The 26,645-nt window shown below is 65.6% G+C and carries 20 protein-coding genes; 8 read left to right on the plus strand and 12 right to left on the minus strand.

The annotated features are described in order from the left end of the window. Position 1 precedes the first annotated feature (1 nt). From HD883_RS06190 to HD883_RS06200, 3 genes are all read right to left on the minus strand, one after another. Positions 2 to 592, minus strand: a complete 591-nt coding sequence (locus HD883_RS06190; RefSeq protein ID WP_179587273.1) for an amino acid synthesis family protein — start codon at positions 590 to 592, stop codon at positions 2 to 4. 269 nt (positions 593 to 861) lie between these two features. Beyond that, the gene (locus HD883_RS06195; protein WP_373563319.1) at positions 862 to 3,150 is read right to left on the minus strand and encodes a xanthine dehydrogenase family protein molybdopterin-binding subunit; all 2,289 of its coding nucleotides are present in this window, start codon (positions 3,148 to 3,150) and stop codon (positions 862 to 864) included. 60 nt (positions 3,151 to 3,210) lie between these two features. After that, on the minus strand, positions 3,211 to 4,266 hold the full coding sequence (locus HD883_RS06200; RefSeq protein WP_179587271.1) for a 2,5-dihydroxypyridine 5,6-dioxygenase: 1,056 nt from the start codon (positions 4,264 to 4,266) through the stop codon (positions 3,211 to 3,213). A 305-nt stretch (positions 4,267 to 4,571) separates the two neighbouring features. Between HD883_RS06200 and HD883_RS06205 the strand changes: the two genes are divergently transcribed. The 3 genes from HD883_RS06205 (at position 4,572) to HD883_RS27630 (ending at position 9,785) form a co-directional block, all read left to right on the plus strand. Then, positions 4,572 to 5,708, plus strand: a complete 1,137-nt coding sequence (locus HD883_RS06205; RefSeq protein ID WP_179587269.1) for an FAD-dependent monooxygenase — start codon at positions 4,572 to 4,574, stop codon at positions 5,706 to 5,708. Between the two features lie 79 nt (positions 5,709 to 5,787). Next, positions 5,788 to 6,261, plus strand: a complete 474-nt coding sequence (locus tag HD883_RS06210; RefSeq protein ID WP_179587267.1) for a (2Fe-2S)-binding protein — start codon at positions 5,788 to 5,790, stop codon at positions 6,259 to 6,261. Between the two features lie 2 nt (positions 6,262 to 6,263). Continuing rightward, the gene (locus HD883_RS27630) at positions 6,264 to 9,785 is read left to right on the plus strand and encodes a cytochrome c (protein ID WP_257022009.1); all 3,522 of its coding nucleotides are present in this window, start codon (positions 6,264 to 6,266) and stop codon (positions 9,783 to 9,785) included. Between the two features lie 22 nt (positions 9,786 to 9,807). Here HD883_RS27630 and HD883_RS06220 read toward each other — a convergent pair whose 3' ends face one another. The 5 genes from HD883_RS06220 to HD883_RS06240 form a co-directional block, all read right to left on the minus strand. After that, positions 9,808 to 10,287 (minus strand): MarR family winged helix-turn-helix transcriptional regulator, encoded by a 480-nt coding sequence (locus tag HD883_RS06220; protein WP_179587265.1) that lies wholly within the window; start codon positions 10,285 to 10,287, stop codon positions 9,808 to 9,810. A 252-nt stretch (positions 10,288 to 10,539) separates the two neighbouring features. Then, positions 10,540 to 11,199 carry a TetR/AcrR family transcriptional regulator gene (locus tag HD883_RS06225; protein WP_179587263.1) on the minus strand — a complete coding sequence of 220 codons (660 nt, stop codon included), beginning with the start codon at positions 11,197 to 11,199 and terminating at the stop codon, positions 10,540 to 10,542. 136 nt (positions 11,200 to 11,335) lie between these two features. After that, the gene (locus tag HD883_RS06230) at positions 11,336 to 12,640 is read right to left on the minus strand and encodes an MFS transporter (protein WP_257022429.1); all 1,305 of its coding nucleotides are present in this window, start codon (positions 12,638 to 12,640) and stop codon (positions 11,336 to 11,338) included. 184 nt (positions 12,641 to 12,824) lie between these two features. Continuing rightward, positions 12,825 to 13,985, minus strand: coding sequence for a winged helix-turn-helix domain-containing protein (locus tag HD883_RS06235; protein WP_179587260.1), 1,161 nt, complete (start codon positions 13,983 to 13,985; stop codon positions 12,825 to 12,827). 108 nt (positions 13,986 to 14,093) lie between these two features. Further along, positions 14,094 to 15,347 (minus strand): EAL domain-containing response regulator, encoded by a 1,254-nt coding sequence (locus HD883_RS06240; RefSeq protein ID WP_179587258.1) that lies wholly within the window; start codon positions 15,345 to 15,347, stop codon positions 14,094 to 14,096. Positions 15,348 to 15,552: 205 nt separating this feature from the next. Between HD883_RS06240 and HD883_RS06245 the strand changes: the two genes are divergently transcribed. Further along, the gene (locus HD883_RS06245; protein ID WP_179587256.1) at positions 15,553 to 17,403 is read left to right on the plus strand and encodes an ABC transporter ATP-binding protein; all 1,851 of its coding nucleotides are present in this window, start codon (positions 15,553 to 15,555) and stop codon (positions 17,401 to 17,403) included. Between the two features lie 93 nt (positions 17,404 to 17,496). On the opposite strand, the gene HD883_RS06250 is transcribed toward HD883_RS06245, so the two are convergent. Continuing rightward, positions 17,497 to 17,679, minus strand: a complete 183-nt coding sequence (locus HD883_RS06250; protein ID WP_179587255.1) for a DUF3606 domain-containing protein — start codon at positions 17,677 to 17,679, stop codon at positions 17,497 to 17,499. Between the two features lie 16 nt (positions 17,680 to 17,695). Then, on the minus strand, positions 17,696 to 18,601 hold the full coding sequence (locus tag HD883_RS06255; protein ID WP_218863216.1) for a LysR substrate-binding domain-containing protein: 906 nt from the start codon (positions 18,599 to 18,601) through the stop codon (positions 17,696 to 17,698). 221 nt (positions 18,602 to 18,822) lie between these two features. Here HD883_RS06255 and HD883_RS06260 point away from each other — a divergent pair, with 221 nt between their 5' ends. Both HD883_RS06260 and HD883_RS06265 read left to right on the plus strand, forming a co-directional pair. Further along, entirely contained in the window at positions 18,823 to 20,106 is a 1,284-nt protein-coding gene (locus HD883_RS06260; RefSeq protein WP_179587253.1) for an amidase, read from the plus strand. Beyond that, a complete protein-coding gene (locus tag HD883_RS06265; RefSeq protein ID WP_179587251.1) occupies positions 20,103 to 21,161 on the plus strand; it encodes a Bug family tripartite tricarboxylate transporter substrate binding protein in 1,059 nt (352 codons plus the stop codon). Before HD883_RS06260 ends, HD883_RS06265 begins: the two co-directional genes overlap by 4 nt. Positions 21,162 to 21,198: 37 nt before the next feature. Here HD883_RS06265 and HD883_RS06270 read toward each other — a convergent pair whose 3' ends face one another. Continuing rightward, positions 21,199 to 22,488, minus strand: a complete 1,290-nt coding sequence (locus tag HD883_RS06270; protein ID WP_179587249.1) for an MFS transporter — start codon at positions 22,486 to 22,488, stop codon at positions 21,199 to 21,201. 209 nt (positions 22,489 to 22,697) lie between these two features. Further along, positions 22,698 to 24,896: a TonB-dependent receptor gene (locus tag HD883_RS06275; protein WP_257022011.1), complete on the minus strand. Its 2,199-nt coding sequence runs from the start codon at positions 24,894 to 24,896 to the stop codon at positions 22,698 to 22,700. A 247-nt stretch (positions 24,897 to 25,143) separates the two neighbouring features. Between HD883_RS06275 and xth the strand changes: the two genes are divergently transcribed. Together xth and HD883_RS06285 are read left to right on the plus strand one after the other, a co-directional pair. Beyond that, complete coding sequence (gene xth, locus HD883_RS06280) at positions 25,144 to 25,923, plus strand: exodeoxyribonuclease III (protein WP_179587247.1); 780 nt, start codon at positions 25,144 to 25,146, stop codon at positions 25,921 to 25,923. Positions 25,924 to 26,047: 124 nt separating this feature from the next. Further along, on the plus strand, positions 26,048 to 26,539 hold the full coding sequence (locus tag HD883_RS06285) for a hypothetical protein (RefSeq protein ID WP_179587245.1): 492 nt from the start codon (positions 26,048 to 26,050) through the stop codon (positions 26,537 to 26,539). The last annotated feature ends 106 nt before the right edge of the window (positions 26,540 to 26,645 follow it).

Genomic DNA, 26,645 nt, shown 5'->3' on the forward strand with positions numbered 1-26,645 from the left:
TTCAGCGCAACCCGTCCTTGCCCACGATCTGCGATACCGCCAGGCCACCGACCCGGGCGTGCACGCGCGCTCCCGTGGTCATGGCCAGCACAAAAACGACTTCGTCCGAAGCGGGCGCACCGGGCACCGACACTTCCATCGCATCGAAATGGCTGCGCACATAGCTGGCGTTGACGTGGCCCAATGGCACGTCAAGCCGGGTCGATGGCGCCCCGACCTTCTTGGCCGAGATCACGATGGCGTGGGTGGGCACGCCCTGGCCTTCCAGCAATTCACGCATCGCGTAGCCGCCAGGCACATGCCATACCGCACCGTGTTCCAGTTCGCCCGCGGCCCCGACGATCGCACCCTTGCCATAGCTTTCGATGGCGCTGGCATCGACCTGCATGGCCGCCAGCAGCCGCCGCGCCATATCCAGCCCCACCGGCTTGAGTGCGTCCATCATCGGCAGCAGGTCGGGTTCATAGCGGCCGGCAAACGGATTGGTCAGCACTGCCATGATCGCGCCGCGCACCAGGGGCGTCGCCGCGGGCGGGCCATACTCGTGGAAAATCGTTTCCACGTGGGTGAAGACTTCGCGGATCTCGATCATGCATTGTCCTGTGGGTCGAAAAAAACGGGTTGCGGCAGCGGTCATTGCCGAGCAGCACCACCCATGTGCAAACGCAGGCGCCACGCGCATCATTCGGGTGCGACAGCGCGCCCCATGCACCGCAATATCCCACATTTCATGTAGTACGCACTACATGGAAATCACTGATAAGAAACAATGCAAGGATAGTGCCAGGGCAACCTCGCGCGCGCCGATTCGTTCGGCATTCACTACATGAAATCAAATCGAATTCGGGGCCGTCGGAACACTCAGGCGGGAACGGCGGCGGCGTGCCGTTCACGCAGCGCCGCGCGAATGCGGCCGGGGGTAAATGGCGGTTGGCGCAAGCGCACGCCGGTAGCATCGAACAGGGCATTGGCGATCGCGGCGGCGCTGGGCACCGACGCCGATTCGCCCGCGCCCATGGGCGGTTCGTCCTGCCGGGGCATCAGCAGCACGTCGATCTCGGGCACATCCTTGAAACCCAGGATGGGATAGGCGCCCCACTCCCGGCTGATGACGCCAGCCTGGTCGAACTCGACTTCTTCAAGCAGCACGCGGCTGAGCGACTGGATGGCGTTGCCCTGCAACTGGTGGCGGACGCCAGCGGGGTTGACCATCATGCCGGTGTCCTGCCCGACGATCAGACGTTCGACCTTCACGCGTCCGGTGGCCGGGTCCACGGCAATCGCGATGGCCCAGGCGGACCACGCCGCGCCGAACCCCGGAAAGCGGCTGTGGATGTAGCGGGCGTAGGCGAATCCATGACCCCGCAACAGACCGTCGGCATCGGGCTCGCCGCGGCTACCGGTGCGACGGGTCGACCACTGCGCCCGGGCGGCCACGGCCCGCACCAGGTCCGCGGCGCGGGTGTCATCCAGATGCGCCAGGCGGAATTCCACCGGGTCGCGGCCCGCCGCTTCGGCAAGCTCATCAATGAAGGCATCGTGCGCGAACGAATTCGGCAAGGCGGACACGCCGCGCAGCCACGACGCCCGCACAATCGCCGGCATGTCACGGCATATGATCCGTTGCGATGGATACCGATACGGCGGGACCGCGGTGCGATCGCCCATCTGCAAGGCCCGCGGGCCCGCCGGCTCGGTGCCTGTCAGCAGCAAGGCCAGCAAGGGGGCATCGTTGGACGGATAGCTGGTTGCCAGTTCGTAGGCCGACAAGTTGCCCTGCGCATCGATCGCGCCTTTCACATCGACCAGTTGCGCCGCGCCCTTGGGCTCCCACGCGTGTTCCTGCTCGCGGCTCAGCTGCACGCGCACCGGCCGGCCCACGGCGCGCGACAGCAGCGCGGCGTCGGCCGCCACGTCATCGGCGCAGTTGCGGCCGTAGCAACCGGCGGCCTCGTGCCGGATCACTTCGATGCGATCTTCGGTCACGCCCAGCAGGCGGTGCAGATCGATCCGCAGCATGTGCGGGTTCTGGGTGCCGGACCACACGGTCAGGCCGTCGTCACGCACGTCGGCCACCGCGCATGACGGGCCGATCGACGCATGCAGCTGATACGGCCACACGTAGGTGGCCGACACGGTGGCAGCCGCGCCTGCGAACCGCGCGCCTATGTCGTCGCCATCTTTGAGCACGCGGTCGCTGGCGGGATTGGCCCGCAACGCGCGTTCCAGATTGTCGAGCGCCGGTGCGGCGGGAATGGGTTTCCAGTGGACAACCAGCCGGGTCGCGGCCTGGATGGCCTGCCATTCGGTGTTGGCGACGACGCCCACAAAGTCGCCTTGCGTAACCACGGCAATCACTCCGGGCATGCAGCGCACCGCGGCATCGTCCACACGCAGCAGGCTGTGCCCGATAAAGTCTCCGACATCTCTCCCCGGATACGGGGGACGCACGACCCGGCCATGCACCATGCCCGGCAGGCGGACGTCGTGCACGTACACATGCGTGCCCACGGCCTTGCCCGGAATATCGGTGCGCGGGGTGTCCTGGCCCACGATGCGGTAGGCCGACGGCGGCTTGAGCGCAAGCTCGTCCGCCAGTTTCAGATCGACGGCGTCGTCGCCCAGCAAGGTCCAGTAGTCGGCAGTGGCCGGAGCGCCCGGCGTTCCGGCATTGTTAGGGCCATACACCACGCCGTCTTCCACCCGCAGCGCATGCGCGTCAACGCCGAACTGCACTGCAGCCCGAGCCAGCAGGAAGGCACGCGCTTGCGCCGCGGCGCGGCGCAGTGGAATGGACGCGATCTGGATGGTGGCGCTGGCAATGGTCGGGCCCTGGTTCGGCACGGACTCGGTATGCCCGAGCACCATTTCCACCCGATTTACCGCCACGTCCAGTTCTTCGGCCACGATCTGGGCGAGCGACGTGCGAATACCTGTCCCGAGGTCGACGTGGCCATTGAAAGCCAGCACCCGTCCGCCGGGCAGGATCGCGATGAACACATCGGGATGCGACGGCACGTAATCCGACGCGGCGCCTGGCTGGCCCGGTGCGGGCTTGACGCCGGGCAACGGGTCGCGCACGACACGCAGCGCCGGCCGCGCGGCCAGCAGCGCCAGGTGGTCGGCGCGATGCTGCGGCAGGTCAGCCACGGAAGGCGCCCCCAGCCATCGGGCGGGCGTCGTGTCGAATTGCTGGCGCCGCGGCGTGTGTCATGCGGCCTCCGCCTTGGCCCAGGCATCGAGCACGCGGCCGTCCTGCACGACCGTGTCGCCGTCCAGGGACACCGTGCAATGCCGCATCGGGATGTCGATGTGGCAGGTGGTGCTGCGTTCCCCGCCGCCTTCGTTGTTCGGCCCCATCGAAAACAGGAAGTTGCCTTCGAAGGCGCGAGCGTCCATGCCTATCGTCGCTTCGCGGTCGTACTGCGCCAGCGTCGACCAGTAGGCCAGGGGCTGCAGGCCCCAGCCGATATGCGACATCGCATACGCTTCGGGATCCTTGAACGACGACATGTATTCCTTGAGCAGGTCGGCATGCATGCCGCCGCTGATGGACCGCACGTAGCCGTCCTTGACGACCAGTTCGATGGGGTCGCTGATGTAGCTTTTCATGGGCAGAAGGATGTCGCCGCGGTCCAGCACGATGCGGCCTTGCGTGCCGCCTTCGTTTGGAAACGTCAACGCAAAGCCGCTTGGCCAGTGGTCCCACCGGCCAGGCTCGTCCACGAAACCGTATTCGCGGATGGCCGGGAATTCACCCAATGCGCAGCGCAGGTCAGTGCCAGCCGGCGACGTGATGTGCATTTCCTTCGCGCTTTCAATGCGCGCCGCGGCGGCCATGACGCGTTCGCGGTCAGTCAGGCTGGGCAGGATGCGGCACAGCACCTCGGGCGGTTCGACCGCCAGCAGGATCTTGGTGCCGCTTTTCAGGATCTCGTGCTGCTCTGGCGAGAACAGCAACGTCATCAGATCCAGCACCAGGTCGCTTTCTTTCAGCGCCGCAATGGCCGCGCGGTTGCCCGTGAGAGGGGTCGTGCCGAGATACGACAGCGAGTCGCGGCTCAATGCCTTTTCGCCATTGACCGGCGGCAAGTCCAGGCAGTTGACGATCGCACCCAATGACGACACGGCGGCAATGGCGCCGCGCAGCGTCTGCGGATGGGTGGATGCGCCCGTCAGGATCGTGACGACCTGCCCGGCTTCCAGTTTCGACAGCGTCAGCACCTGGCGCCACGCTTCAAGCATCTGATGATCGCTAACCGCCATTGCCCTGACCCTTTCATGTTGGGGGATCGCGTGGACCCCGCTGCTGACAATATTTAATGTGTACGCTGCATTCTGGCATCGGAAGAAAGAACTGACAACAAGGGAATGCCCCGCTGTCAGGCATCATGGAATACCCGGATCAACGATAGCTTTCGGGTGCTTCAAGTTGGTGCCCGATGCACCATTATCCGCCCGTAAGCGTGCGTGAAAAACCCTGTTTACTGCGGCATTTTGAGTGTGTACACTGCATTCAAATCATCAAGGCGATGATGTCGCATGACGCCCCCGGGCCAGGAGATCCAAACGTGAAGAGCAAACCAAGAATCGCAATCATCGGTGCCGGTTTGGGTGGCACCGCCGGCGCGGCGCTGCTGGCCAAGGCAGGCTTCGACGTCAAGCTGTACGAGCAGGCCCCGGCCTTTGCCCGCATCGGCGCCGGCATACACCTCGGCCCCAACGTCATGAAGATCATGCGCCGGATCGGGATCGAAGATGAACTGAACCGCATGGGCTCGCACCCCGACTTCTGGTACAGCCGCCACTGGCAGACCGGCGACGAACTGGCGGCGATCCCGCTGGGCGACTACGCGCTGTCGCATTACGGCGCCAGCTACCTGACGGTCCACCGCGGCGACTTCCACGCCATGATGACCGCCGCCCTGCCGCCCGGCCTGCTCGCCTTCAACAAGAAGCTGACCGAAGTGAAAGATCTGGGCGACGTGGTCAAGCTCCACTTCACCGACGGCACGACCGAAGAGTGCGACATCGTCATTGGCGCCGACGGCGTCAACTCCAAGCTGCGCGATGCGCTGCTTGGCCCCGAACTGCCCAAGTACAGCGGCTACGTCGGCCACCGCGCCGTATTTCCCACGCCGATCGACAGCGGCCCGCTGCCCTACGACATGTGCGTCAAGTGGTGGTCCGACGACCGTCACATGATGGTGTACTACGTTACCGAAAAGCGCGACGAAATCTACTATGTGACCGGCGTGCCGGAAGCCGAGTGGGACATGACGAAAAGCTGGGTGCCAAGCAGCCAGGAAGAAATGCGCGAAGCCTTCGACGGCTGGCACCCCACGGTGCAATCGCTGATCAACGGCACCAAGGAAATTTCGAAGTGGCCACTGCTGGAACGCGATCCGCTGCCCCTGTGGAGCCGCGGCCGCATCGTGCTGCTGGGCGACGCCTGCCACCCCATGAAGCCGCACATGGCGCAAGGCGCGGCCATGGCAATCGAAGATGCCGCGATGCTGGTTCGCTGCTTCCAGGAAGTCGGCGCCGAAAACCACACGCTGGCCTTCAAGCTGTACGAAAAGAACCGGACCGAGCGTGCCAGCCGCGTGCAGAAGGTGTCGCATGACAACACCTGGCTGCGCACGAACGAGAATCCCGACTGGTGCTTTGGCTACGACGTCTTCAACGTGCCGCTGATCCAGCCCTGATCTATCGTTGTTGCCGGCAACGTTGTGATCGTCAACGTTGTGATCGTCAATCTTTTCTCTGACGTATAGTGCTGGGCTTATGGATAACGGGTACCGAAACTTCGTGTTGAACGTGAACGGCGCAGGCGTCGTCGTGCACGCGGACCCGGAAACGCCCCTGCTGTACGTGCTGCGCAATGATCTGGAACTGAACGGCCCGAAGTTTGGCTGTGGCCTGGGTCAATGCGGCGCCTGTACCGTGCTGGTGGACGGCGTGGCGGCGCGATCGTGCGTCATCCCGGTCAAACGGGTTGGCGCGCGGCAGGTCACCACGCTGGAAGGGCTCTGCCACAACGGCCAGCCCGGCAAGACACAACAAGCTTTTATCGATGCCCAGGCCGCGCAATGCGGCTATTGCCTCAACGGCATGATCATGACGGCCGAGGCGCTGCTGCGCCGCGACCCGCATCCTTCCGAACAGACGATTCGCGACGAACTGCACTACAACCTGTGCCGCTGCGGCACGCACGTCGAAATTCTTGCGGCCGTGACACGCGCCGCCCAGGCGGAATGACCATGGCCCAAGGCCTGCCCGCCCGCCCCGGTTCCGCTGACACCCGTGACCTGACGCCACCCGATCCGGGCACGACGCTGCACGGTGTCGTGCTGCGTCCGCCGCGCATGGACTGGGATGGGCAGCGGTACACCGGCATGACCTTGCGCCATGCCGACGACCGCGCCGTGCGCACGATCCCGGGTGTCTTCCCTGCCGTGGTCGACCGGCATTTTGCCGGCGTCGTGGCGGTCAGCGCCGTGCTGGCCGACCAGGGCGCGAGCCGGCTGGTGCTGGAGTGGAATGCGCCGCTGCGGGAACGCAAGCAAACGGCGGGAAAGACGGACGCGGCAGGTGAAGCAGGTGCTGGCCAGCGGGTGGCGGGGGCAGCGGCTGCTGGTACTGGTGTCGGTGTCGGTGTCGATGTCGGTGCGGATGCAGTTGCGCGTGCGGGCACCGCCGGGGCAGACACATTTTCTCGTGATTATGCGTGGCCGCAGCCTCAGGCGGCCGACGCGTGCTGGGCCGTGGCTTGGGTGCATACGCAGGGCGTATCGATCTGGGCGCCGGTGGTGGATGCCGGCGCGTTGCGTGTAGAAATCGCCGCCTTGCTCTCGCTTGCAGTCGATCAGGTGACGGTGTTGCCGACTGGGCAACCGGGGCATGCCGGGGCGTTCGATGCCGCGGCCGACGCGGTGCTGCTGTCACGCGCGGTGAACCGCCCGGTGCGCGTACGGTCAAGCATGCCTGCGGCGGCGGTCATGCCGACCCGGTTGACGGCAACGGTGCAGGCAGCTGCGTTGGCAACATCGACGTCGCCCACATCAACGTCGCCTACATCCCCGTTGCCAGCATCAACGTCGCCCCCATCCACGTTGCCAGCATCAACATCGTCCACACCCCCGTTGCCGACGCCTTCGTTGCCAACATCAACGTTGCCAACATCAACGTTGCCAACATCAACGTCGCGGATCACAACGTTGCAGATGACAACGGGTTCGCCGGTGGTGCGCAGGCCCAGCCTGGCCCGCTTGCTGACCAGCGGCGCAGCGGGCGGCATCGGGCCCAACGGCCACCTGGCTGGCAACGACTCAACCGGCAACGATTCAGCCGGCAACGCTTCAACCCGCAGCGCTTCAACCGGCAGCGAATCAACGGGCAGCGAATCAACCGGCAACGATCCAGCCAGCGACAGCGCGGCCAGCAACACCTCAACCATTGGCAACGCCTCTGCCACCCCCGCGCGAGCCCACACCGCGCACCCGGTGGTTCCCTACGACGCGGTCCCGGCCATCGACTGGCACCCGGACGCCAGCCTGGACAACTCAAGCACAGGCACCACCCCCGAGGGCCTGCCCGCCGCGCAGATCTTTGCGCTCGAATCCTTTATCGACGAACTGGCCGCGACGCAAGGCGTGGACCCGGTGGCCTTGCGGCTCACGCAGCTTGAGCAAGACCCGCGCGGAGAGGCCCTGGTGCGCAGCGTCGCCGAACGCGCAGGCTGGGTAGGCGGGTCCCGAGGCGCGCCCCACAGCACGTCTCCAGGCCCGACCCGAAGCGCACGCCAAAGCACGTCTCCAGGCACGTCTCCCGGCACATTCCCACGAGCGCCCCGAGGCACCGGCCGCGGCTTTGCCTACAGCAGCGTGATCGACGAGAGCAGCACTCCGCCCAGCCGCACCTGGTCGGCCTGGGTGGCCGACGTTGCCGTCGACCCTGCCAGCGGCAGCGTCGCCGTGACTCGGGTCGTGGTCGGTCACGACGTGGAACATCTCGCCCCCGGGCCGGTCAAGCACGCACAGGCTCCCATCGAACGGCAGATCGACGGCGTGACGCGCGCATTGCTTGCGCCCCCTGCCGGCTTTGACGACTGGGCAGGCCAGGCGCCCGCCTCCCGGTCCGGTGATAGCCCCACGTCAACAGCCGTGATGCCGTCCGCCGCAGGCACGACCGACATTGCCTGGGTCGCGCCGGGGGGCGATGTCGCCACGGCCCGCCCGCTGGCGTGGACCGCCGCTGCGGGCTTGCCCGCCGCCGCCGCCGTTGCCAATGCCATTTATGACGCCACTGGCGTGCGCCTGCGGCAACCGCCGTTCAATGGCGATGCCGTCCGACAGCAACTGCGGGGCGGCACCGCCGCGCCCGAACGGCGCATTGCCTATGCCTGGCTGGGCGGCATTGCCGCGGCAGCGGTCGGCCTGACCGTGGCCGCCCTGCCCTGGCGGCCCGCGATCGCCCCGGTGCAGGCGCCTGACCTGTCGGTGTACTCGGCCGAAGCCATTGAACGTGGACGGTTGGTCGCCGCGGCCAGCGACTGCGTGGTGTGCCACACCGCCCCCGGCGGCACGCCCAATGCTGGCGGACTGCATCTGGACACGCCGTTCGGGCAGATCGTCACCACCAACATCACGCCGGATGTCGAAACCGGCATAGGCAACTGGTCGTACGCGGCGTTTGAACGCGCCATGCGCCAGGGCATCCATCGCGACGGCCGGCATCTGTACCCGGCGTTTCCGTACACGTCATTCGCGAAGTTCTCCGAAGCCGACATGACGGCCTTGTACGCCTACATGATGTCGCAGCCCGCCGTGCGGTCCACACCCGCGCCCACGTCGCTGGCCTTCCCGTACAGCATCCGCCCGTTGATGGCAGGCTGGAACACCTTGTTCCATGACGACCAGCCCTACAAGCCCGACCCCACGCAAAGCCTGCAATGGAATCGCGGCGCCTACCTGGTTCAAGGCGCGGGCCACTGCGGCGCCTGCCACACGCCGCGCAATGCGCTGGGCGCCGAACAACGAGGCAAACCGGCATTCCTGGCGGGCGGCGAGGCCGAAGGGTGGGAAGCACCCGCCTTGAACAGCCTGTCGCGCGCGCCGATTCCCTGGAACGAAGGCGACTTTTTCCAGTATCTGAGCACCGGCTTTTCGCCGCGCCACGGGTCGGCGGCCGGCCCGATGGGACCGGTGATCCACGGACTGCAGCAACTGCCGTCGGTGGACGTGGCAGCCATGGCGCATTACCTGGCCAACCTGGATGGCGTGACCACGCACCAGGCCAGCGGGGCCCGCGAGGCCCTTGAAGCCAGCCAGGGCACGACGTCCCGGCCCGGCATCGCACCGGGGCTGGCCCCTGCGCAGGACCCAGCCCTGCATGCGTCGATGCACGCTGCGGAACTGGCGCGCATCGAAGCCGCCACCGCACCCCGCGCCAGGGTGTTCGATGCAGCGGGCGAACGGATCTTTGAAGGCGCCTGCGCGGTCTGCCACGAACCTCAGGCCGGACCGGCCCTGGCAGGCATCAAGCTGTCATTGGCCCTGAACACCAATCTGCACAGCGACCAGCCCGACAACGTCCTGCAGTCCATCCTGCAGGGCATCGACAGCCCGGCAAATGATGCGCTGGGCGACATGCCTGCATTCGGCAGCACACTGAACGACCGGCAGATCGTGGACGTCGTCCACTACTTGCGGGACCGGTTTGCGCCGGACCGCCCGGCCTGGCGCAACGTCGAAGAACGATTGACGTCCCTGCGCAAGCATTGATGCGTGCGCCCGGGCCGGCGGATCAGTCCGCCGTGTCCAGCCCCATCTTGCGCAGCAGGTAGATGATCGCCACCCGTTCGGCGGGGTTCAGATCCCCGAAGGTCAGTTCCGTGATCTCATCCGCAAAGGGCTCCATTTCCTGCACCAGCCCGGCGCCTTCCGGGGTCAGCGACACGACCACCTTGCGCCGGTCGCTCGGATCGTGGTCGACGGACAGCAGCCCCCGCGTCTTGAGCCGGTCGATCACCCCGCGAATCGTGGCCTGATCGATGGCCGTGATCTTGACGATATCGCTGAGCGAGCAGCCGCCCTTGTCGCGCACGGCGCACAGCGTGACGAACTGCGCGGCTGTCAGTTGCGAGTCGGGAATGATCTGCTGGAACAGGGCCATGTGCCGCTGATAGGCGCGGCGCAGCAGATGCCCGACCTGGTCTGAAAAAACATAGGCCGGTTCGGGGGGCGGCGCGACTGACGTCGCGCGCTTGCGGGAAGAAGGAGGCATCGGGGCGGCAACGAGAGAGCGACGTGCCGCCTGCGGCGGACTGCCGACAGGCAAGGAAAACGCGTGTACACATTATATCGGCACACATCGCGCCGACACAAGGAAAGCAGGCGCTTGATTGCGGGCTGACCAAGCCTGGCTGTGCATTGCGCGCCTTCAAGTCAACGCCGAAGCAGGCCGCAAAACGCGCACAAGATCGAGCGTCAACGCTGCATTCTGGTGCGCATTAGCGGATGCGGTGAGCGGCACCCCTCACGCCGAGGTGTCGATACAGACCTTGCGCAAGACTGCGTCGGTGATGAAGGCCTGCCAGTCCACCAGGGCGTCGTCGGTCATCAGGTTTTCACCCAAGAAGGAACTGAGCGTGTAGCGATTCGAGTTGTAGAAGTAGCCCAGCGACGCGATCATCAGATAGAGGTTGCGCACGCTGATGTCTTCACGGAACAGGCCTTGCGCCTGACCGGCCTCCAGCACCGGCTGCAGCATCGACAGGGTCGCGTCCGACATGCTTTTGACATTGACCGACTTCTTGACATGAATGCCGCGATGCAGGTTTTCGGACCCCAGCAGGGCCACGAATTCCGGATGGGTCAGGTAATAGCGCCAGGTGAAATCGACGATGCGGCTGAGCGCGGCCACCGGGTCCGAGGTGTCCAGCTGCAGGCGGCGTTCGGCCTCGTTGAACTGTTCGTACAGCGTTTCCAGCACTTCGACGAACAGCTTTTCCTTGCTGCCGAAGTAGTAATAGATCATCCGGTCATGCGACTTGGCGAGCTTCGAGATGCTGTCGACGCGGCCACCGGCAAAGCCGCTTTTCGCAAAGACCTTGATGGCCGCTTTCAGGATTTTCTGACGTGTCTGCTGGGCCTGCTGTGCGCGTACCCCCAGACCGCTCTGCGCGTTAGCCTTCATGGTTTCCGATCTTGGCGACGGTTGGATCAATGTGCGGGTGAGGGCCAAGGGCCCGACCGCTCTCCTTTGCGATCGCTGATTCTAGGGGATTTGCGGCGCAGCATCCATCACAACCATGCGCCATGCGCCCGCATCATCAGCGTACTGCGTGTCGCGGCGGCCGGCGCCTGCCCGCGTCGCGCAGCGACATGCCGGCCGTCTCGGCCAGGAACACCAGCGCAATCGCACCGATCACGCACGCGCCCATCATGTAATAGGCTGGAAAGAGTTCATCGCCCGTTGCGCGGATCAGTCCGCTGTTCAGCGCCGGGGCCGTGCCGCCGAACAACGACGTCGCCACGTTGTAGGCCAGCGCAAAGCCAGCGAACCGCACCCGCGTCGGGAACATGGCCGGAAAGGTGGCGGAAATGGTGGCCAGCTGGGGCACGTACAGCACGCCCAGCAGCGCAAAGCCGATGATCGCTCCGGTCATGCCGGTCGCCATCAACTGGTACAGCGGCACCACCAGCACGAACAGCCCGATCAGCGACGCCCACCACAAGGGCTTGCGCCCGACCCGATCGGACAGCGCACCGGCAAACGGCAGCAACACCATCATGAACAGCATGCCGACAATCGGCACCACCAGGGCTTCATTGGGCGAGAGCCCGAGCCGCCGCTGCAGATAGGTCGGCATGTAGCTCAACAAGGTGTAATTCACAACATTCAGTGCAATGACGAGTCCGCTCATCACCAGCAGTTCGCGCCAGTAGCCGGTGAACAGGTCCTTCAGTCCGCCTGAATGCGTGGGCGGCGCGGCATGCGCTGCGGCGTCGGCACTGGCTTCGCGAAACACCGGCGTGTCTTCCATCTTGGACCGCAGATACAGTCCGATCAGCCCCATCGGCGCCGCCACCAGGAAAGGAATTCGCCAGCCCCAGGCGTGCATGGCCTCGTCTCCCAAGGCCAGCGAAAATCCCAGCATGAGCAAGGCGCCTGCCGAAAACCCCGCCAACGTGCCGAACTCCAGGAAGCTGCCACACCAGCCGCGCTTGTTGTCGGGGGCGTATTCGGCCATGAAGGTGGCCGCGCCGCCGTATTCGCCGCCTGTCGAAAATCCCTGGATCATGCGCAGCACCACCAGCAAGGTGGGCGCCCAGAAGCCGATGCTGTCGTAAGAAGGAATGAGGCCCACGCACAAGGTCGCGCCCGACATCATCAGGATGGTCAGGGCCAGGACGGACTTGCGTCCCAGCCGGTCACCCAGGGGACCCCAGAACAATCCGCCCAGCGGCCTGACCAGGAAAGAGATCGCGAAGGTCGCCAGCGCAAACAGCGTGGCTTCATCGGTCGACCCGGGAAACAGCGCCGCCGACAGGTAGGTCACCCCGTAGGCGTAGATGCCGTAATCGAACCACTCGGTCGCGTTGCCCATCGCCGAGGCGCCGATCGCACGCCTCAAGGTCGAGGGGCTGACGGCCGCGGGGGTGTCGTTGCGGGACGAGTCGGTGCGATTGGCGATCCATGGCACTGGCGGGGTTCTCCTTGCGAAATCATTGGGACAGCCGGAATTGTAGGGGACGCCCCCGCATGATCCAAACCGACGTGTACTGATGATGTCCCGCCACCCATCGCGTCACACGCGTTCAGCCCCGGAACTGGAAGTCCTCGAAACGGTGCAAGGCCTCGTCGATCTGGCGCTGGTGCCGCGCCGCGCTGCCCTCGCCCACCCAGGTCCACTGCTGGATCTGCAGGCGACGCTGCGCGCGGTCTGCCTTGATGTCGATCGCGGCGACAATCTGGTCGCCCGCAAGCACCGGCAACGTGAAATAGCCGAAGATGCGTTTGTCCTTGGGCACATAGGCTTCGAACCGATGCAGATAGCCAAAGAGCCGGTCCAGCCGCTTGCGCTGGATGATCAGCGGATCGAACGGCGACAGGATATGCGTCGTGCCGGGGTCGACGGGGGGCAGCGGCGCGAGGTCCGCGGGACGCATCCAATGCGTGGCCGTGCGATCCCCTTCCAGCAGGACCGGCAGCAATTCGCCGCGGCGCACCCGGGTGTCGATCAGGGCGTGCACGGCCGGTTTGCGCGGCGCGTCCAGGCGGCAAACCGAGTCCAGGCTGACCAGCCCTTGCGCGCGCAATGCCCGGTCCAGCACATAGCCCGTACACTGAGCCGTCGTGGCCGCCCTGGGTGGCTGCGTCCACCCGAAATGCCGGGCCGTCAGCTCGTACCGCTTCAGCATGCCCGTGCGCTCGCTGATCGTCAGCGCGCCTGCAAAGAAGGCGGCCTGCAGGGCACGCCGGGACGGCTTGCGGCTACCCCACAGGTGGTCCTTCTCTTGCTCGACATCATCATCGATGTCACGCAGCGACAGTGCGCCGGTGTCGCGCACCCGGCGGACGATCTTGCGCACGTCCTCGGCCGGCGCCGTGCGGTAGGCGCTGCGGGGGGACAGCCGGTGCTGTTTCATTTCGGCAAGAAAGAACGGCATATCGCGGGTCGGCACATACGACAGCGCGTGCGTCCAATACTCGAAGACCGTCTTGTCTATCGTTTGCGCGCCATGCAGGTCGGCCCGCCGGTAGTCCGGAATGCGTGACCACAGGATGTGGTGATGGCACCGCTCAATCACCTGGATGGTGTCTATCTGGACATAGCCCAGACGTTCGACCGCGCGGCGCACGGCGTCGGCGCCGGACTCGCCCTGCATGCTGAACGGCGCGGAAACATCGAGCCGCTGGGCGCGCAGCCAGATGCGGCGGGCGTGGGAAAGGGATAGCGGGACAGCAGAGGACGGCATGACAAGGGCATCCGGAACAGGACGGTAGCCGGCCGCATTCTACGCCTTCGCCCGCACGCCCTGCCGCAGGGGATCCCTGGCGGCTGCAGCGCGCAAGGCGTCAGGTGCTCACCAGAGACGCCGCCCGATCAGCGGCGGGATCGCCTCCGCGGGCAACGCCGCGCTGATCAGATGTCCTTGCACCTCATCGCATCCAGCCAGCGCGGCCTGCGCCAGGTGGGCCGTGGATTCGACCCCCTCGGCCGTCACCGTCATGCCCAGCTCCGACCCCAGGCGCGTGCAGGCTTCCAGCACTGCGCGTGATGCCCGGCACGCGTCCGCGCGGGCGACGAAGCTGCGGTCCACCTTCAGCTCGGTAAAGGGGCCATTGGCCAACAGGTCAAGCGAGTTGTGGCCGGTTCCCACATCGTCGATGGCCAGGCCGAACCCGGCCAGCCGCAAGCCCGCCGCGGCGCGGTAGAACGCGTTCTTGTCGATGATAGGCGCGGTCTCGGTGATCTCGAGCGTGATCGCTTCGGGCTGGCTGCCCGCGCGGCGCACGACCTCGATCAGGCTTTCCACCGCGCGCGGCGCTTCGACCACGGTGGCCGGCACGTTCACCGACACGGCCGTGCAGGATCCCTGGCGCGCCCACCCGGACTGCTCGGCCGCGGCCAGGCCAAGCATGCGATGGGTCAGCTCGGTCATGCGTCCTTGCGCGGACACGGCCGCCATGAATGCATCAGGCGCCAGCAAGCCCAGCTCGGGATGGCGCAAGCGGGCCAGCGCTTCGACGCCGGTCAACCGGTTCGTCATCAGGGACATCTTGGGCTGATAGGCGACGCGCAGACAACCGGTGGACAGCAAGGCGGCCATGTCCAGGGGGCCATGCGCCCGGGTGCGTGGCGGGCAGGGCAAGGCCTGCGGCGGGGGCACCAAGGGCGCGCGCCGCTCGGCCAGGTCGTCGAGCGACGCGCGCAGCACCTCCACCAGCAGGCCTTCCCGCAAGGGGTGCGGCACGCAGTCATGGATGCGCAGATCGCGCGTCACGGCAAACTTCCGGGCGGTCCGCAGCAACGCCGCATCGGCATCGCCAGCCACCAGAATCCGGATATCGGCGCACAGGGCCGCGGCCTGATCGAGCAGCTGGATGCCGTTGAGCTGAGGCATGACCAGGTCGACGATCAGCAGATCGAACGCCCGGGTACGCATGAGCGCGAGCGCCTGGAAGCCATTGGCGGCGTCGTCGATGTGGCCCACCCCTGCGTCACGCAGTTCCAGCTTGATGCGTTCGCGATGGACGGTCTGGCTTTGAACAACCAGCACGCGAAGGCTGGCCAGTGCCTCGGTTTCCAGATAGGTATCGACGTCGAATTGCCACATGGCATGCCCTCGTTGGTTCATAGGATCCGGGTTCGTAGTGGGCTCAACTGTCGCGCAGCAACGCGGGCGCGTACATCGTAAAACGTCCATACCCGGGCCGCCCGCGGCCGGCGCGCTACGATGGAGGGCTCGCGGGCACCGGTTTTGCTCCTCTTGCCTGCTCCGCGTGTTCCTGCCCCCCGCATCCGTTTTTCCTCAAGCACCAATGATCCGCAAAAAACGCATTTCCCCCTCCCCCCCGGGCGGCACCCGCTATGCCGGCAGCCGGGTCTTCAAGGACGTTCTGGGCTTTACGCTGTTGCACTGGCGCCGGCAGCCGTGGCGCATCGCCCTGATCGCCGGGCTGGTGCTGCTGTCGGCACTGGCCGATGTCATGACGCCGCTGTATGCCGGACGCCTGGTCGACGCCGTCGCATCCGGCGCGGCCAGCGACGAGACCGCGTGGACCGCCGCCGTGACCGCTTTCTGGATGCTCGCGGCGTTGGGCCTGGGCGGGACGCTGTTCCGACAAGCTGTGTTCTTCAACATCATCAAGCTGACCTTGAAAATGATGAGCGACATCGCGGCCAACAGCTTCCATCGCATCCAGCGCTTTTCCACCAACTGGCATGCCAACAGCTTTGCCGGATCAACCGTGCGCAAGATCACCCGCGGCATGTGGGCCCTGGACCTGCTCAACGACACCTTGCTGGTCGCCCTCTTCCCGTCGATCATCATGTTGATCGGCGCAACCATCATGCTGGGGCTGCACTGGCCGCTGATGGGACTGGTCGTGGGCATCGGGTCGGTCTGTTTCGTCGGCATCATTGTGGCCATGTCGCTGGGATACGTTGCGCCGGCGGCCCGCCTGGCCAACGCGTGGGATACCCGCATGGGCGGCGCGCTGGCCGACGCCATCAGCTGCAATCCGGTGGTCAAGGCCTTTGGTGCAGAGGCTCGCGAAGAAACCCGGCTGGCGCGCGTCGTGGCCAAGTGGCGGCTGCGCACGCGGCGCACCTGGATCCGCGGCACGCTCAATGGCGGACTGCAAGGCGCGCTGCTGGTGTTGATGCAGGCCGCCATGCTGGGCACCGCCCTGCTCATGTGGTCGCGCAACCAGGCCAGCGTCGGCGACATCACCTTCGCGCTCACCATGTTCTTTGTGCTGAAAGGCTATCTGCGCGATGTCGGCATGCACATCCGCAACCTGCAGCGGTCGGTCAACGACATGGAAGAGCTGGTGTCGCTGGAAAGTCAGCCGCTGGGGGTCGAAGATCGGCCGGGTGCGGGCGACATCACCATCCGCGACGGCGAGATCCGCTTCAACGACGTGACGTTCCGCTATGGACCGCATGCCACGCCGCTGTATGAGCACTTTTCCATGCGTATCGCCCCCGGTGAACGCGTGGGCCTGGTGGGGCATTCAGGGTCGGGCAAGACCACCTTCATCAAGCTGATCCAGCGTCTGTACGACATCGACGCCGGCACCATCACCATCGACGGCCAGGACATTGCCGGGGTCAGGCAGATGTCCTTGCGCAGCCAGATCGCCATCGTGCAACAGGAACCGGTGCTGTTCCACCGGTCCTTGTCCGAGAACATTGCCTATGCGCGGCCCGGCGCCACGCAGGCCCAGATCGAAGCCGCGGCGCGGCAGGCCAGTGCGCACGACTTTATTTCGGCACTGCCTAAGGGGTACGACACACTGGTGGGTGAACGCGGCGTGAAGCTGTCGGGCGGCGAACGCCAGCGGGTGGCGATCGCGCGCGCCTTCCTGGCCGATGCGCCGATCCTGATTTTTGACGAGGCGACATCGAGCCTGGACAGCGAGAGCGAAGTGTTGATTCAGCAGGCCATGGAAAGGCTGATGGAAGGACGCACGACGCTGGTCGTTGCCCACCGCCTGTCGACGGTACGTGCACTGGATCGGCTGCTGGTGCTGGATCGCGGCAAGGTGATCGAGGAAGGCAGCCACGATCAGTTGATCCGCCGCGAAGGCGGGCTGTACCGCCGGCTGTTCGAGCGTCAGGCGCTGGAACTGACCAAGGGATTTGCCGGCGACGCCGTGGCGCTTTGACCGGTCATTGAAAGGCAGGGCTGTAAAAACTGCCAAGGACGGCACGGGCGATAGGGCCTCCTGGAAGTCCCATCGCCGGTCGCCGCCACCTTATTACTTGCGTTGCTTCAGGTGCTTTTCGACATCGGCCGCCATCGGCCCGACCGCGCTGACGGCCGCGCGCAACTCGTCAGGTGTCACGCCAAATTTCTTGGACCAGTCATGCAGTTCATAGTCCTCATGGACGTTGATGCGCAAACGGTCAGCTTGCCCTACGGCGCTTTTATCATCGGACATGGATGCCTCCTTTGGGTTAAGAACGCCGACTGAGCAGCAACTCCTGTGCCTTGGGCACGACCGCGTTGGCGGAATCCGCCAGGCTCGCCATGACAATGGTCGCGCGAGCCTTGCCCACGCCACTGATCGGCAGGAACACCAAGGCGTCGCCGCGGCTGCGTGTCATCGTCCACGGCACGATCGCGGCCCCGACACCCGCCTCCACCAAAGTCAGCACCGTGGGCAGCACGCTGTCCTGCACATAGCGCGGGCGCCGCCCGATGCTGGAAAACAGCCCCTGCAGCATCCGCCGGAAGTACGGCGACACGGCCTGCGAATAGCCGATCAGCGGCAGGTCGGCCACCTGCGTGAGGGCGACGCGCTTGCGGCGCGCCAGGGCATCATCCGCACGCAGCGCCAGCAGCAAGGGTTCATCGAACACTTCAATGACGTCGATGTCCGCATCCAGGGCCATCGGCCGCATCAACGCCACGTCGATACTCCGCAGCCTGAGCGCCGCGTCCATCTGGTTGGAGTTCATCTCGCGCAGTTCCAGGTCGACCGACGGATGCCGCTTGCGGAACTGATACAGCCGTTCGGCCAATGGCGAGCAGGCCGCCGTGGGCGTCAGCCCCACGGTCAGGGCGCCCCCTTCACCCCTTGCCGCCTGCCGCACGTCGCGCAACATGCGCGCAGACGCGTCCGCCATGCCGCGAACGTGGTCCAGCATGACCTGCCCCGCAGGTGTCAGCCGCACGCTGCGCGTCGTCCGGATGAACAGCGGTGCGCCCACGACGTCTTCGACCCGGCGGATCAGCTGACTGAAGGGCGGCTGCGTCATGAACAAGCGCGCTGCCGCGCGGCCAAAATGCAGCTCCTCAGCCGCCGCCAAAAATGCGGCCAGCAGCTTGCCGTCCAATGACACTATGTCGGGATTCGTCATAAACCACCCTTGATTAAGACATAGACGATAAAGAAGTGGCTGCCTAAGATCAATCCGTTGCGTGTCTACCGGATGGTTTCAGGGTGCCGATGTCTTCTTTTGCTTTGCCCCCGTCGTTACTGCAAGCCCTGGCCCGGGCAGCGGCGCAGGAGCCCGCCTTGCATGCGTGGGCCCACCTGGCGTCGCCCGAGGAGTTGGCCTCTTCGGGCCATGAGGCGAGCTTGTCCGGTGTCCATTCCGCGGCTGCCGGCGGCGCCGTTGCAGCAGGCACCTCGGGCGCCCTGTCCGGCTGGCCGATCGGCGTCAAGGACATCATCGATGTCGCCGGCATGTCGACCCGATGCGGATCCACGGCGTACGACGACACCCCACCCGCGCGCTTTGACGCCACCTGTGTGGCCCTGTTGCGGGCTGCCGGCGGCGTGCCAATCGGCAAGACCGTGACGACCGAGTTCGCCTATGTCACGCCCGGGCCCACACGCAATCCAATCAACCTTGCCCATACGCCGGGCGGATCGTCGAGCGGTTCGGCCGCCGCGGTTGCCGCCGGCCAGGTGCGACTGGCGCTGGGTACGCAGACCGGCGGATCCATGATCCGGCCCGCGGCTTACTGCGGCGTCGTCGGATTCAAGCCGACGCATGGCGTCGTGCCGCGCGGCGGCATGGTCGTCGCCTGCGAATCGCTCGACGTGATCGGTTGGTATACGCGCGACGTGAAGGACGCCGTCGCGGCAGCGAACGTGCTGCTGCCGTCTCACCCTGCGGCACATCCCGGTCGCGACGGTGAGCCATGCGACGCCATGACAAGCCGTCGACAACGGCCCGTCGCAGACTTGGCTGACCGACCCGCTGGAAACGCCGACCTGCCCGCCCACTGGCGGATCGCCTGCCTTCCGGGCCACCCGGGTCACCTCATCGACGACGACGCGCATGCCGCGCTGGTCGCAGCACGGGCCACCCTGCGCGAGAGCAGCGGATACGTCTGCGCCGATGCGGACGCCCGCTTTCCGGTCCAGCGCCTGCTGGATACCCATCACACGCTGATGCACTACGAATTCGCTCGCAGCCTGCTGCCCGTCGTGTCTCGCCATCGATCGCGCCTGAGCCCGCGACTGCTGGACGCGGTGGCACGCGGCCTGGCCCTGCCCGGCGACGCCTGGACCGCTGCCAGGCAGTTCCAGGCTCACGCCCGCGACAGCTGGGACACCTGGTTCGGCAACGCGGACCTGATCCTGACATCGAGCGTGACGGGCCCGGCACCGAAAGGCCTGACGCATACCGGAGACTCCGGCTTCAACAAGGGCTGGTCCGTGCTGGGCTGGCCGTGCATCCATCTGCCCACCGGCACATCGCGCGATGGCCTTCCGCTGGGCGTGATGCTGGTTGGCCGCCCGGGCGCTGACCACGCCTTGCTTGCCCATGCGGCGGTCATTCATCCCCTGATCGACACCCGGTCTACGCCTTTGTCGCCCCGCCTTGATCCCCTTCTGGAGAAGCTTGCATGACATCCCCCCGCCATCGCACCCCCGCGCGACGCGCCCTGTTCAGCCTGAGTTTCGGTGTCGACTTCCGTCGGCTGTTGCGGCCGGCCATCGCCGCGCGCACCTTGGCCCTGACCAGCCTGGCCATCCTGCCCTGGCTGAGCCCTGTTGCGGTTCACGCCGCCTATCCCGACCGCCCCATCACCATCACCGTGCCCACCGCGCCCGGCGGCACGGTCGACATCGTGGCGCGTGTGCTGGCCGAACAGTTTGCGAAGACTCTGGGACAACCGGTTGTCGTCAACAACAAAGCCGGTGCAGGCGGCGTCGTGGGCACGCAGGCCATGCTGCGCGAGGCGCCCGATGGCTACAACATCCTGGTCACCGCCAACAGCAATCAGCTGATCGTGCCCTGGGTGGTCAAGAGCGCGCGCTTCGATCCGATTCGCGACTTCGTGCCGATCGCGGCCGTGGGCGTTGTGCCGAACGTGTTGTGCGTGAACCCGAACTTTCTGGCCAAGGACCTGGCGTCTTTCCTGAAAGAAGTCAAAGCCCACCCTGACCGCTATCAATACGCATCGGCAGGCGCGGGCACGCTGAACCATCTGCTGGGCGAGATGATGAATGAACAAGGCGGACTGCGCCTGCAGCACATTCCGTACAAAGGCGTCGGCCCGGCCATGAGCGATGTCATGGGCAACCAGGTGCCCATGCTGTTCGCCAGCCTGCCGTCTGCGGTCGAGGCCGTGAAGTCCGGCCGCCTGCGCGCGATCGGCGTCAGCAGTGCGGCTCGCGTGCCGCTGCTGCCCGATGTGCCCGCCATCAGCGAAGCGCTGCCCGGCTTCAGTGGCGACCTGTGGGTGGCCGTGTATGCCCCCAAGGGCACGCCGCCTGCGATCGTTCAGACAGTGCACGAGGCGGTGCGGCACGCGATGGCGTCACCGGATCTTCAGCAACGTTTCGACAAGCTGGGCGTGACCGCGCTGCACGACGGCCCGGCGGAACTGGCCAAGCGGCAGGAAAAGGAATTCCAGCAATGGAAGACCGTCGTGCAGAACGCCAAGGTGTCAGCCGAGTAAGTGCTTAAGGTTGGAGCGCGGCGCTCCCCGGCAATCGTCAATGCACCCGCCGGAATATCGGCCGCAACAGATAGGCGCCCGCCATGCCGATAGCCGCCGCCACGGCCGGCACGATCGCTGCCGCTGACCACCCGAAGCGGTCGACCACCACGCCGACGGCCAATGGCCCAAGCACCTGTCCCACGTAGCTGCCCTGCATTGCCAGCCCGATCGCCACCGGGACAAGGGCGGCACTGGGGGACAGCATCGGCGCGCTGGCCACCACGGTCGACGGCAACATGCCACCCACGCACGAAAACACCACGCACAACACCAGCACGGCCGCATGCGACAGGTCGGCCGCAAAGATGGCGACGGCACACACACCCATCACGGCGCTGCTGAGCATGATCAAGGCCCACCGCGCTATCACGCCCCGCGACAGCAACTGCCCGGCGACCAGCGTCCCCACTGCATTGGTTGCCGCGGCAAAAGCAGTGAATGCGCCTGCCGTCGTCACCGTCATGCCAAGCCGGTCGATCAACAGCACCGGCAGGAAGCTGAACAACGCAAAGTACTGCAGGGTATAGGTCGCAAAGCACGCCGCCAGCAGGGCCGACCCCGCGTTCCTGATGGTGCGCGCCGCGCCACCCAGCACGTCGCGCATCGGCACCTTGCCAGCCGCCGACGCGTCGCCCGCCGACCTGCCGGGCACGACCAGCAACACGAACACCGCGGCCAGCGCCGCCAGCGCGGCAGTGGCCCACCACACGCCGCGCCATCCTTGAACAAAGCCGCCCACCGCCAGGACCAGCGCCATGCCGGTCGGCATGTACGAGGACCACAAGCTGAATGCCAGATCGCGGTCCTTGATGGCAATGACATTGCGCAGCATCGACGGCCCCGCAATGGTGATGAACACGAAGCCCAGGCCTTCCAGCGTGCGCATGGCCAGCAGCAGCGGATAGCCATGCGACGCCGCTGCCGTCGCGCTGCCGGCGGTGATGGCCACGAGCCCCGCCACCAGCAAGCGCCGCGCACCGAACCTGCCGACCAGCGAACCCACCGGAATGCCGCAGGCCACACCCAGCAAGGAAAAGATCGCCATGATCCAGCCGGCATCCGTCAGATCCAGCCCAAGGTCGGCACGCAGAGCAGGAATCGTGATGACGACCTTGCCCACCTGGAACGCAGCCACGATACCGCTGGCGACAATGGCCGACACGGCGAGCCAGTGGGTGCGAAGGGGGGGAGCCTGGGGGGCCGGGCTTACCGGGGTTGCCGGGCTTACCAGCGTTGCCGCTGCCGCTGCCTGCGCGCGGCGGGAATCAGGGGCGGCCAAGGTCATGGCTCCGCGGGTGCATCGGTGTCTCGCTTGTCAACGTGCGCTCTCGGTCGGTGGAGCGCTTCGACGCACACTATAGCGCCGGCGCCGCTGCCTGCGCTTTTGCTTGGCCCAACGACAAAACGCTTCCTGATGCACGCGGCATCAGGAAGCGCTTGGGGTCTTGCAGTAAACGGTTGCCCGTCAGCCGGGCGGACCCGGCGGCGGCGCGATCAGAAGTCGATCGATGCCGACAGCACGAAGGTACGCGGCGAGCCCACGGCCACATAGGTGCCCGTCGTCAGCCAGTAGTTCTTGTCGAACAGGTTTTCGATGTTGGCGCGGAACACGACGGACTTGCCCGAGATGATGGTGCGATAGCGTGCGCCGATGTCGAAGCGGGTCCAGCTGTCGAAGCGCTGCGTATTCGTCACGTTCAGGTTCGAGCCGCTGGTGTAGACGGCGCGGCCGTTGAGTGCCAGGCCTTGGACCCAAGGGGTGTCCCAATCGAGACCGGCGCTGGCGGTGACTGCGGGAACGCCTTGAACAGTGTTGCCGACGTTGGAAGCGGTGGTCGAGCTGGTGACTTCCGGTTCGGTAAACGCGATACCGGCGATCCCCCGAAGACCGCGCTGGATCTCACCGTAAGCTGACAACTCGAGGCCACGGTAACGCGTCTCTCCGGAATAGCCGAAGACCTGGTTGCCCACGGGTCCGGTTGCCTGGGACAGAGGACGAGTGATCTGATACAGCGAAGCACTCGTGGTGAGGCGGCCGAAATCAGCCTTGACACCGGCTTCCAGTTGCTTGGACTTGTACGGTGGCAGGACTTCGCCACGGTTCACGTATTGAGCGCCAACGATCTGGCCGCGGGTCAGCCCTGCGGTGTAATTGCCGTAGACCGAGACGTTCTGGATGGGCTTGAACACGATCCCGGCCAGGGGTGACACGGCGCTTGCCTTGTAGGGGTTCGTGCCAGTCGGGATGCTGTCTGTTCTTGCGGTCTGGTCACGCAGACCCAGCGTGACCAACAGGCGATCATTCGCAAACGACATCGTGTCGCTCACAGCCAGACTGTGCAGCGTCGTTTCAGACGACATGAGCGGATCCAGCCGTGTTGCCGTCACGGGCACGAGCGGGCTCGGGTTGTAGATATTCGATGGGAACCCGGCAAGCGCCAGCGATTCGTTGGTGCCCACCGTAAACGCGTTGCCACTCTTCTGCACCAGCTGCGAGAAGCCGGCGTTGATCGTGTGCTTGACGGGGCCGGTATTGACGCGCCACCGTACGCCGGCGTTCGCGCTGACAGTCTTTGAAATCGAATCGTAGAAGTTGTTGCGCACGCGGAAGTCACCAGCACTGTTCACAGCCGTGGTCGACTGCGGAAAAACCTGGTCGGCCATACCGTCGCGATAACCAATACCGCCATAAACCGACAACGCATCCGTCACGTCATAATCCAGGCGCGTAGCGATGACGTTTTCGCGCTGCACCAGAGCCGTACCGGGATACCAGTTGGCGCGAGCGTCCGGTGGCGATGGAATTGCCGTGATGGAGCTCAAACTGATCTGTGGGCGAAAGTTGTCGGTATCGTCGCGCTGCACATAAGCGTCCAACGACCACTTCAGGCGCGAACCCTGGTAGTCCAGTCCGAGCGCACCGAATTGCGTCTTCTGATCGCCGCCGTTGACCGTGCCCTCACCGCCCCGCACCAAGCCGTTAAATCGAATGCCCCAGGCGTTATCGATACCAAAGCGGCGGCCAATGTCGGCGCCCACCGCCAGGTTGGACTTGCTGGTGAACGTGGTGGTCAGTCGCGTCAGTGGCACGTCGCCAGCCCGCTTCGTCACTGCGTTGATGCTGCCGCCGACGCTGCCGCCCGGCGCGATACCGTTGATCAGGGTGGCAGGTCCTTTCAGGACTTCGACGCGTTCCACCAGCTGTGCCGGCACCCGGCTGGCGGTCAAACCGTACAAACCGTTGATCGCGACGTCGCCTGCGCCAACCGCCAGACCGCGAATCGTGAACGTGTCATCGAAGCCACCCGTACCCGTGGTCAGACGCACCGACGGATCGTTGATCACGATGTCCGCCAGCGTCCGAGCCTGCGCATCTTCCAGGGCTTGCGACGTGAAGTTGATCGTGCTGAACGGCTGGTTCATCACATCGTCCGATCCCAGCAATCCCAGGCTGCCGCCACGTGCCACCTGTCCACCGGGTGCCGGCGGCTGAAGGCCAGTGCCCGATGTGCCGACAACACTGACTTCACCCAACGCCGCCGGCTGAGCCGTCGTAGAAGGAGTCGTCGTCTGCGCCAGCGCACTGCCGGCAATCATCACGAAGCCGATACCCGCCAGATGGCGAACGATCGGACGCAGGACAGGGACAGCGCCGCGCGACGACGCGGAGCGGGAAAGGTGCGAGTGAGGCATCGAGGGGTCCAGAAGCACGGCGGACGTGGCCGTGCAGCAATGAAGGTGGGAGTTTCGTATCGGCGCTAATGATAACAATACTCACTTGTGTTTCTCTACTCATTTGACGGGAAGCTGAACGCTGTAGTGCATAAAGTTGTTCGATCAACACACTTTCCAGGCACCCCAGCCCACAACCACCCCGCAACCCGCCCTGCCCTCCAGCGGTAGAATCGATGCCCGTCACCCCTTCTGCTCGAGCCTTCCCATGCGCATTGCCACCTGGAACGTCAACTCCCTTACCGTACGGCTGCCGCAGGTCCTTGCCTGGCTGCAGGACAATCCGATGGAAGCGCTGTGCCTGCAAGAGCTGAAACAGGCGGACGAAAAGGTGCCGGTCGACGCGTTCCGCGAAGCGGGGTATCACGTCGCTTTCATTGGCCAGAAAACCTACAACGGCGTCGCCATCATCTCGAAGGCCGAGCCGCGCGACATCCAGCGCAACATCCCGGGCTTCGACGACGATCAGCAACGGGTGATCGCCGTCACGCTGGATTCGCCCCAGGGCGATGTGCGCATCATCTGTGCGTACTGCCCCAACGGCCAGGCGGTGGGCAGCGACAAGTACGAGTACAAGCTGAATTGGTACCGCGCCTTTACGGCCTTTGTGCGCGGCGAGATGGCCAAGTACCCACGCCTGGCCGTCCTGGGCGACTACAACATCGCACCCGATGACCGCGACGTGCACGACCCGGCCAAGTGGGAAGGCAGCGTGCTGGTGTCCGAGCCGGAACGCAGCGCGTTTCGCATGCTGCTGGGCCTGGGACTGTCGGACGCGTTCCGCCTGTTCGAGCAGGAACCGAAGATGTTCAGCTGGTGGGACTACCGGATGATGGGCTTTCGGCGCAACGCGGGTCTGCGCATTGATCACATCCTGCTGAGCGACCCGCTCAAGGCGGTGTGCAGCGCCTGCATCATCGACAAGGTGCCGCGCCGCAACGAACAGCCGTCGGACCACACGCCGGTGGTGGCAACGCTGGATCTGTAAGGGGAAGCGGGCGGCTCGGAAGCCCGCCCTTCCATTTCGAAACAGGAACGCTTCTCATTTCTGCTAAATTAGGAGGATGTCACGTGCGCCACGCGGCGCGCGACCGTCATCTACGGAGTCCTTCGTGCATCCTCCTTCCCTCCCCTCCGCCGTGCTGCCCCTGCGGCCTGGCACCCCGATGGAACAATGGAAACGGGCGATCGAGGCGGGCAACGACGCCTTTACCGGGTCCGACCCGGCGACCGCGCTTGGGCACTACCGTCTGGCGTTAAGGCTGGCGCAGACGCTGGTCGGCGACTGGCCCGATCATGACGCGGCACTGGCCGCGCTGGTCGTGTCCCATCACAACCTGGCGGATCTGCACCGGTTGAGCAACGCGCACGACGAGGCGATCACCCAGGTGTGCGATGCGCACGATGCCTTGCAGCGTCTGATGGCCAATCCGGACACCGATCTGGCGCTGCGCCAGGCCGCGCTGCGGCATTCCCGGCAGACCCTGCACGAACTGCTGCGATGCGCCCGCACAGCGCCAGTGCACCCGCGTCTGCAGGCCAGTCTGGCGCACGACCGCCAAGGGCTGACGGTGGTCGCGGCAGCCGAATTTCCTACCCATTGATCGACCTGCTGCGCTCGTGCTTTGGCCACCCCCGGCACGAACGTTGCGGCGCAGCCTGTCGAGCCACCCCCGCTCCTGTCATCACGACACCCGCACGACCTCACGT

This window comes from Pigmentiphaga litoralis, assembly GCF_013408655.1.
Lineage (GTDB): Bacteria > Pseudomonadota > Gammaproteobacteria > Burkholderiales > Burkholderiaceae_B > Pigmentiphaga > Pigmentiphaga litoralis_A.

Coding starts and splice junctions, on each gene's coding strand:
- HD883_RS06225 (WP_179587263.1), bottom strand. CDS start 11,199: ATGAAGGCTAACGCGCAGAGCGGTCTGGGGGTACGCGCACAGCAGGCC.
- HD883_RS06255 (WP_218863216.1), bottom strand. CDS start 18,601: ATGACGAATCCCGACATAGTGTCATTGGACGGCAAGCTGCTGGCCGCA.
- HD883_RS06190 (WP_179587273.1), bottom strand. CDS start 592: ATGATCGAGATCCGCGAAGTCTTCACCCACGTGGAAACGATTTTCCAC.
- HD883_RS06250 (WP_179587255.1), bottom strand. CDS start 17,679: ATGTCCGATGATAAAAGCGCCGTAGGGCAAGCTGACCGTTTGCGCATC.
- HD883_RS06240 (WP_179587258.1), bottom strand. CDS start 15,347: ATGTGGCAATTCGACGTCGATACCTATCTGGAAACCGAGGCACTGGCC.
- HD883_RS06200 (WP_179587271.1), bottom strand. CDS start 4,266: ATGGCGGTTAGCGATCATCAGATGCTTGAAGCGTGGCGCCAGGTGCTG.
- HD883_RS06265 (WP_179587251.1), top strand. CDS start 20,103: ATGACATCCCCCCGCCATCGCACCCCCGCGCGACGCGCCCTGTTCAGC.
- HD883_RS06245 (WP_179587256.1), top strand. CDS start 15,553: ATGATCCGCAAAAAACGCATTTCCCCCTCCCCCCCGGGCGGCACCCGC.
- HD883_RS06270 (WP_179587249.1), bottom strand. CDS start 22,488: ATGACCTTGGCCGCCCCTGATTCCCGCCGCGCGCAGGCAGCGGCAGCG.
- HD883_RS06210 (WP_179587267.1), top strand. CDS start 5,788: ATGGATAACGGGTACCGAAACTTCGTGTTGAACGTGAACGGCGCAGGC.
- HD883_RS06275 (WP_257022011.1), bottom strand. CDS start 24,896: ATGCCTCACTCGCACCTTTCCCGCTCCGCGTCGTCGCGCGGCGCTGTC.
- HD883_RS06220 (WP_179587265.1), bottom strand. CDS start 10,287: ATGCCTCCTTCTTCCCGCAAGCGCGCGACGTCAGTCGCGCCGCCCCCC.
- HD883_RS06235 (WP_179587260.1), bottom strand. CDS start 13,985: ATGCCGTCCTCTGCTGTCCCGCTATCCCTTTCCCACGCCCGCCGCATC.
- xth (WP_179587247.1), top strand. CDS start 25,144: ATGCGCATTGCCACCTGGAACGTCAACTCCCTTACCGTACGGCTGCCG.
- HD883_RS27630 (WP_257022009.1), top strand. CDS start 6,264: ATGGCCCAAGGCCTGCCCGCCCGCCCCGGTTCCGCTGACACCCGTGAC.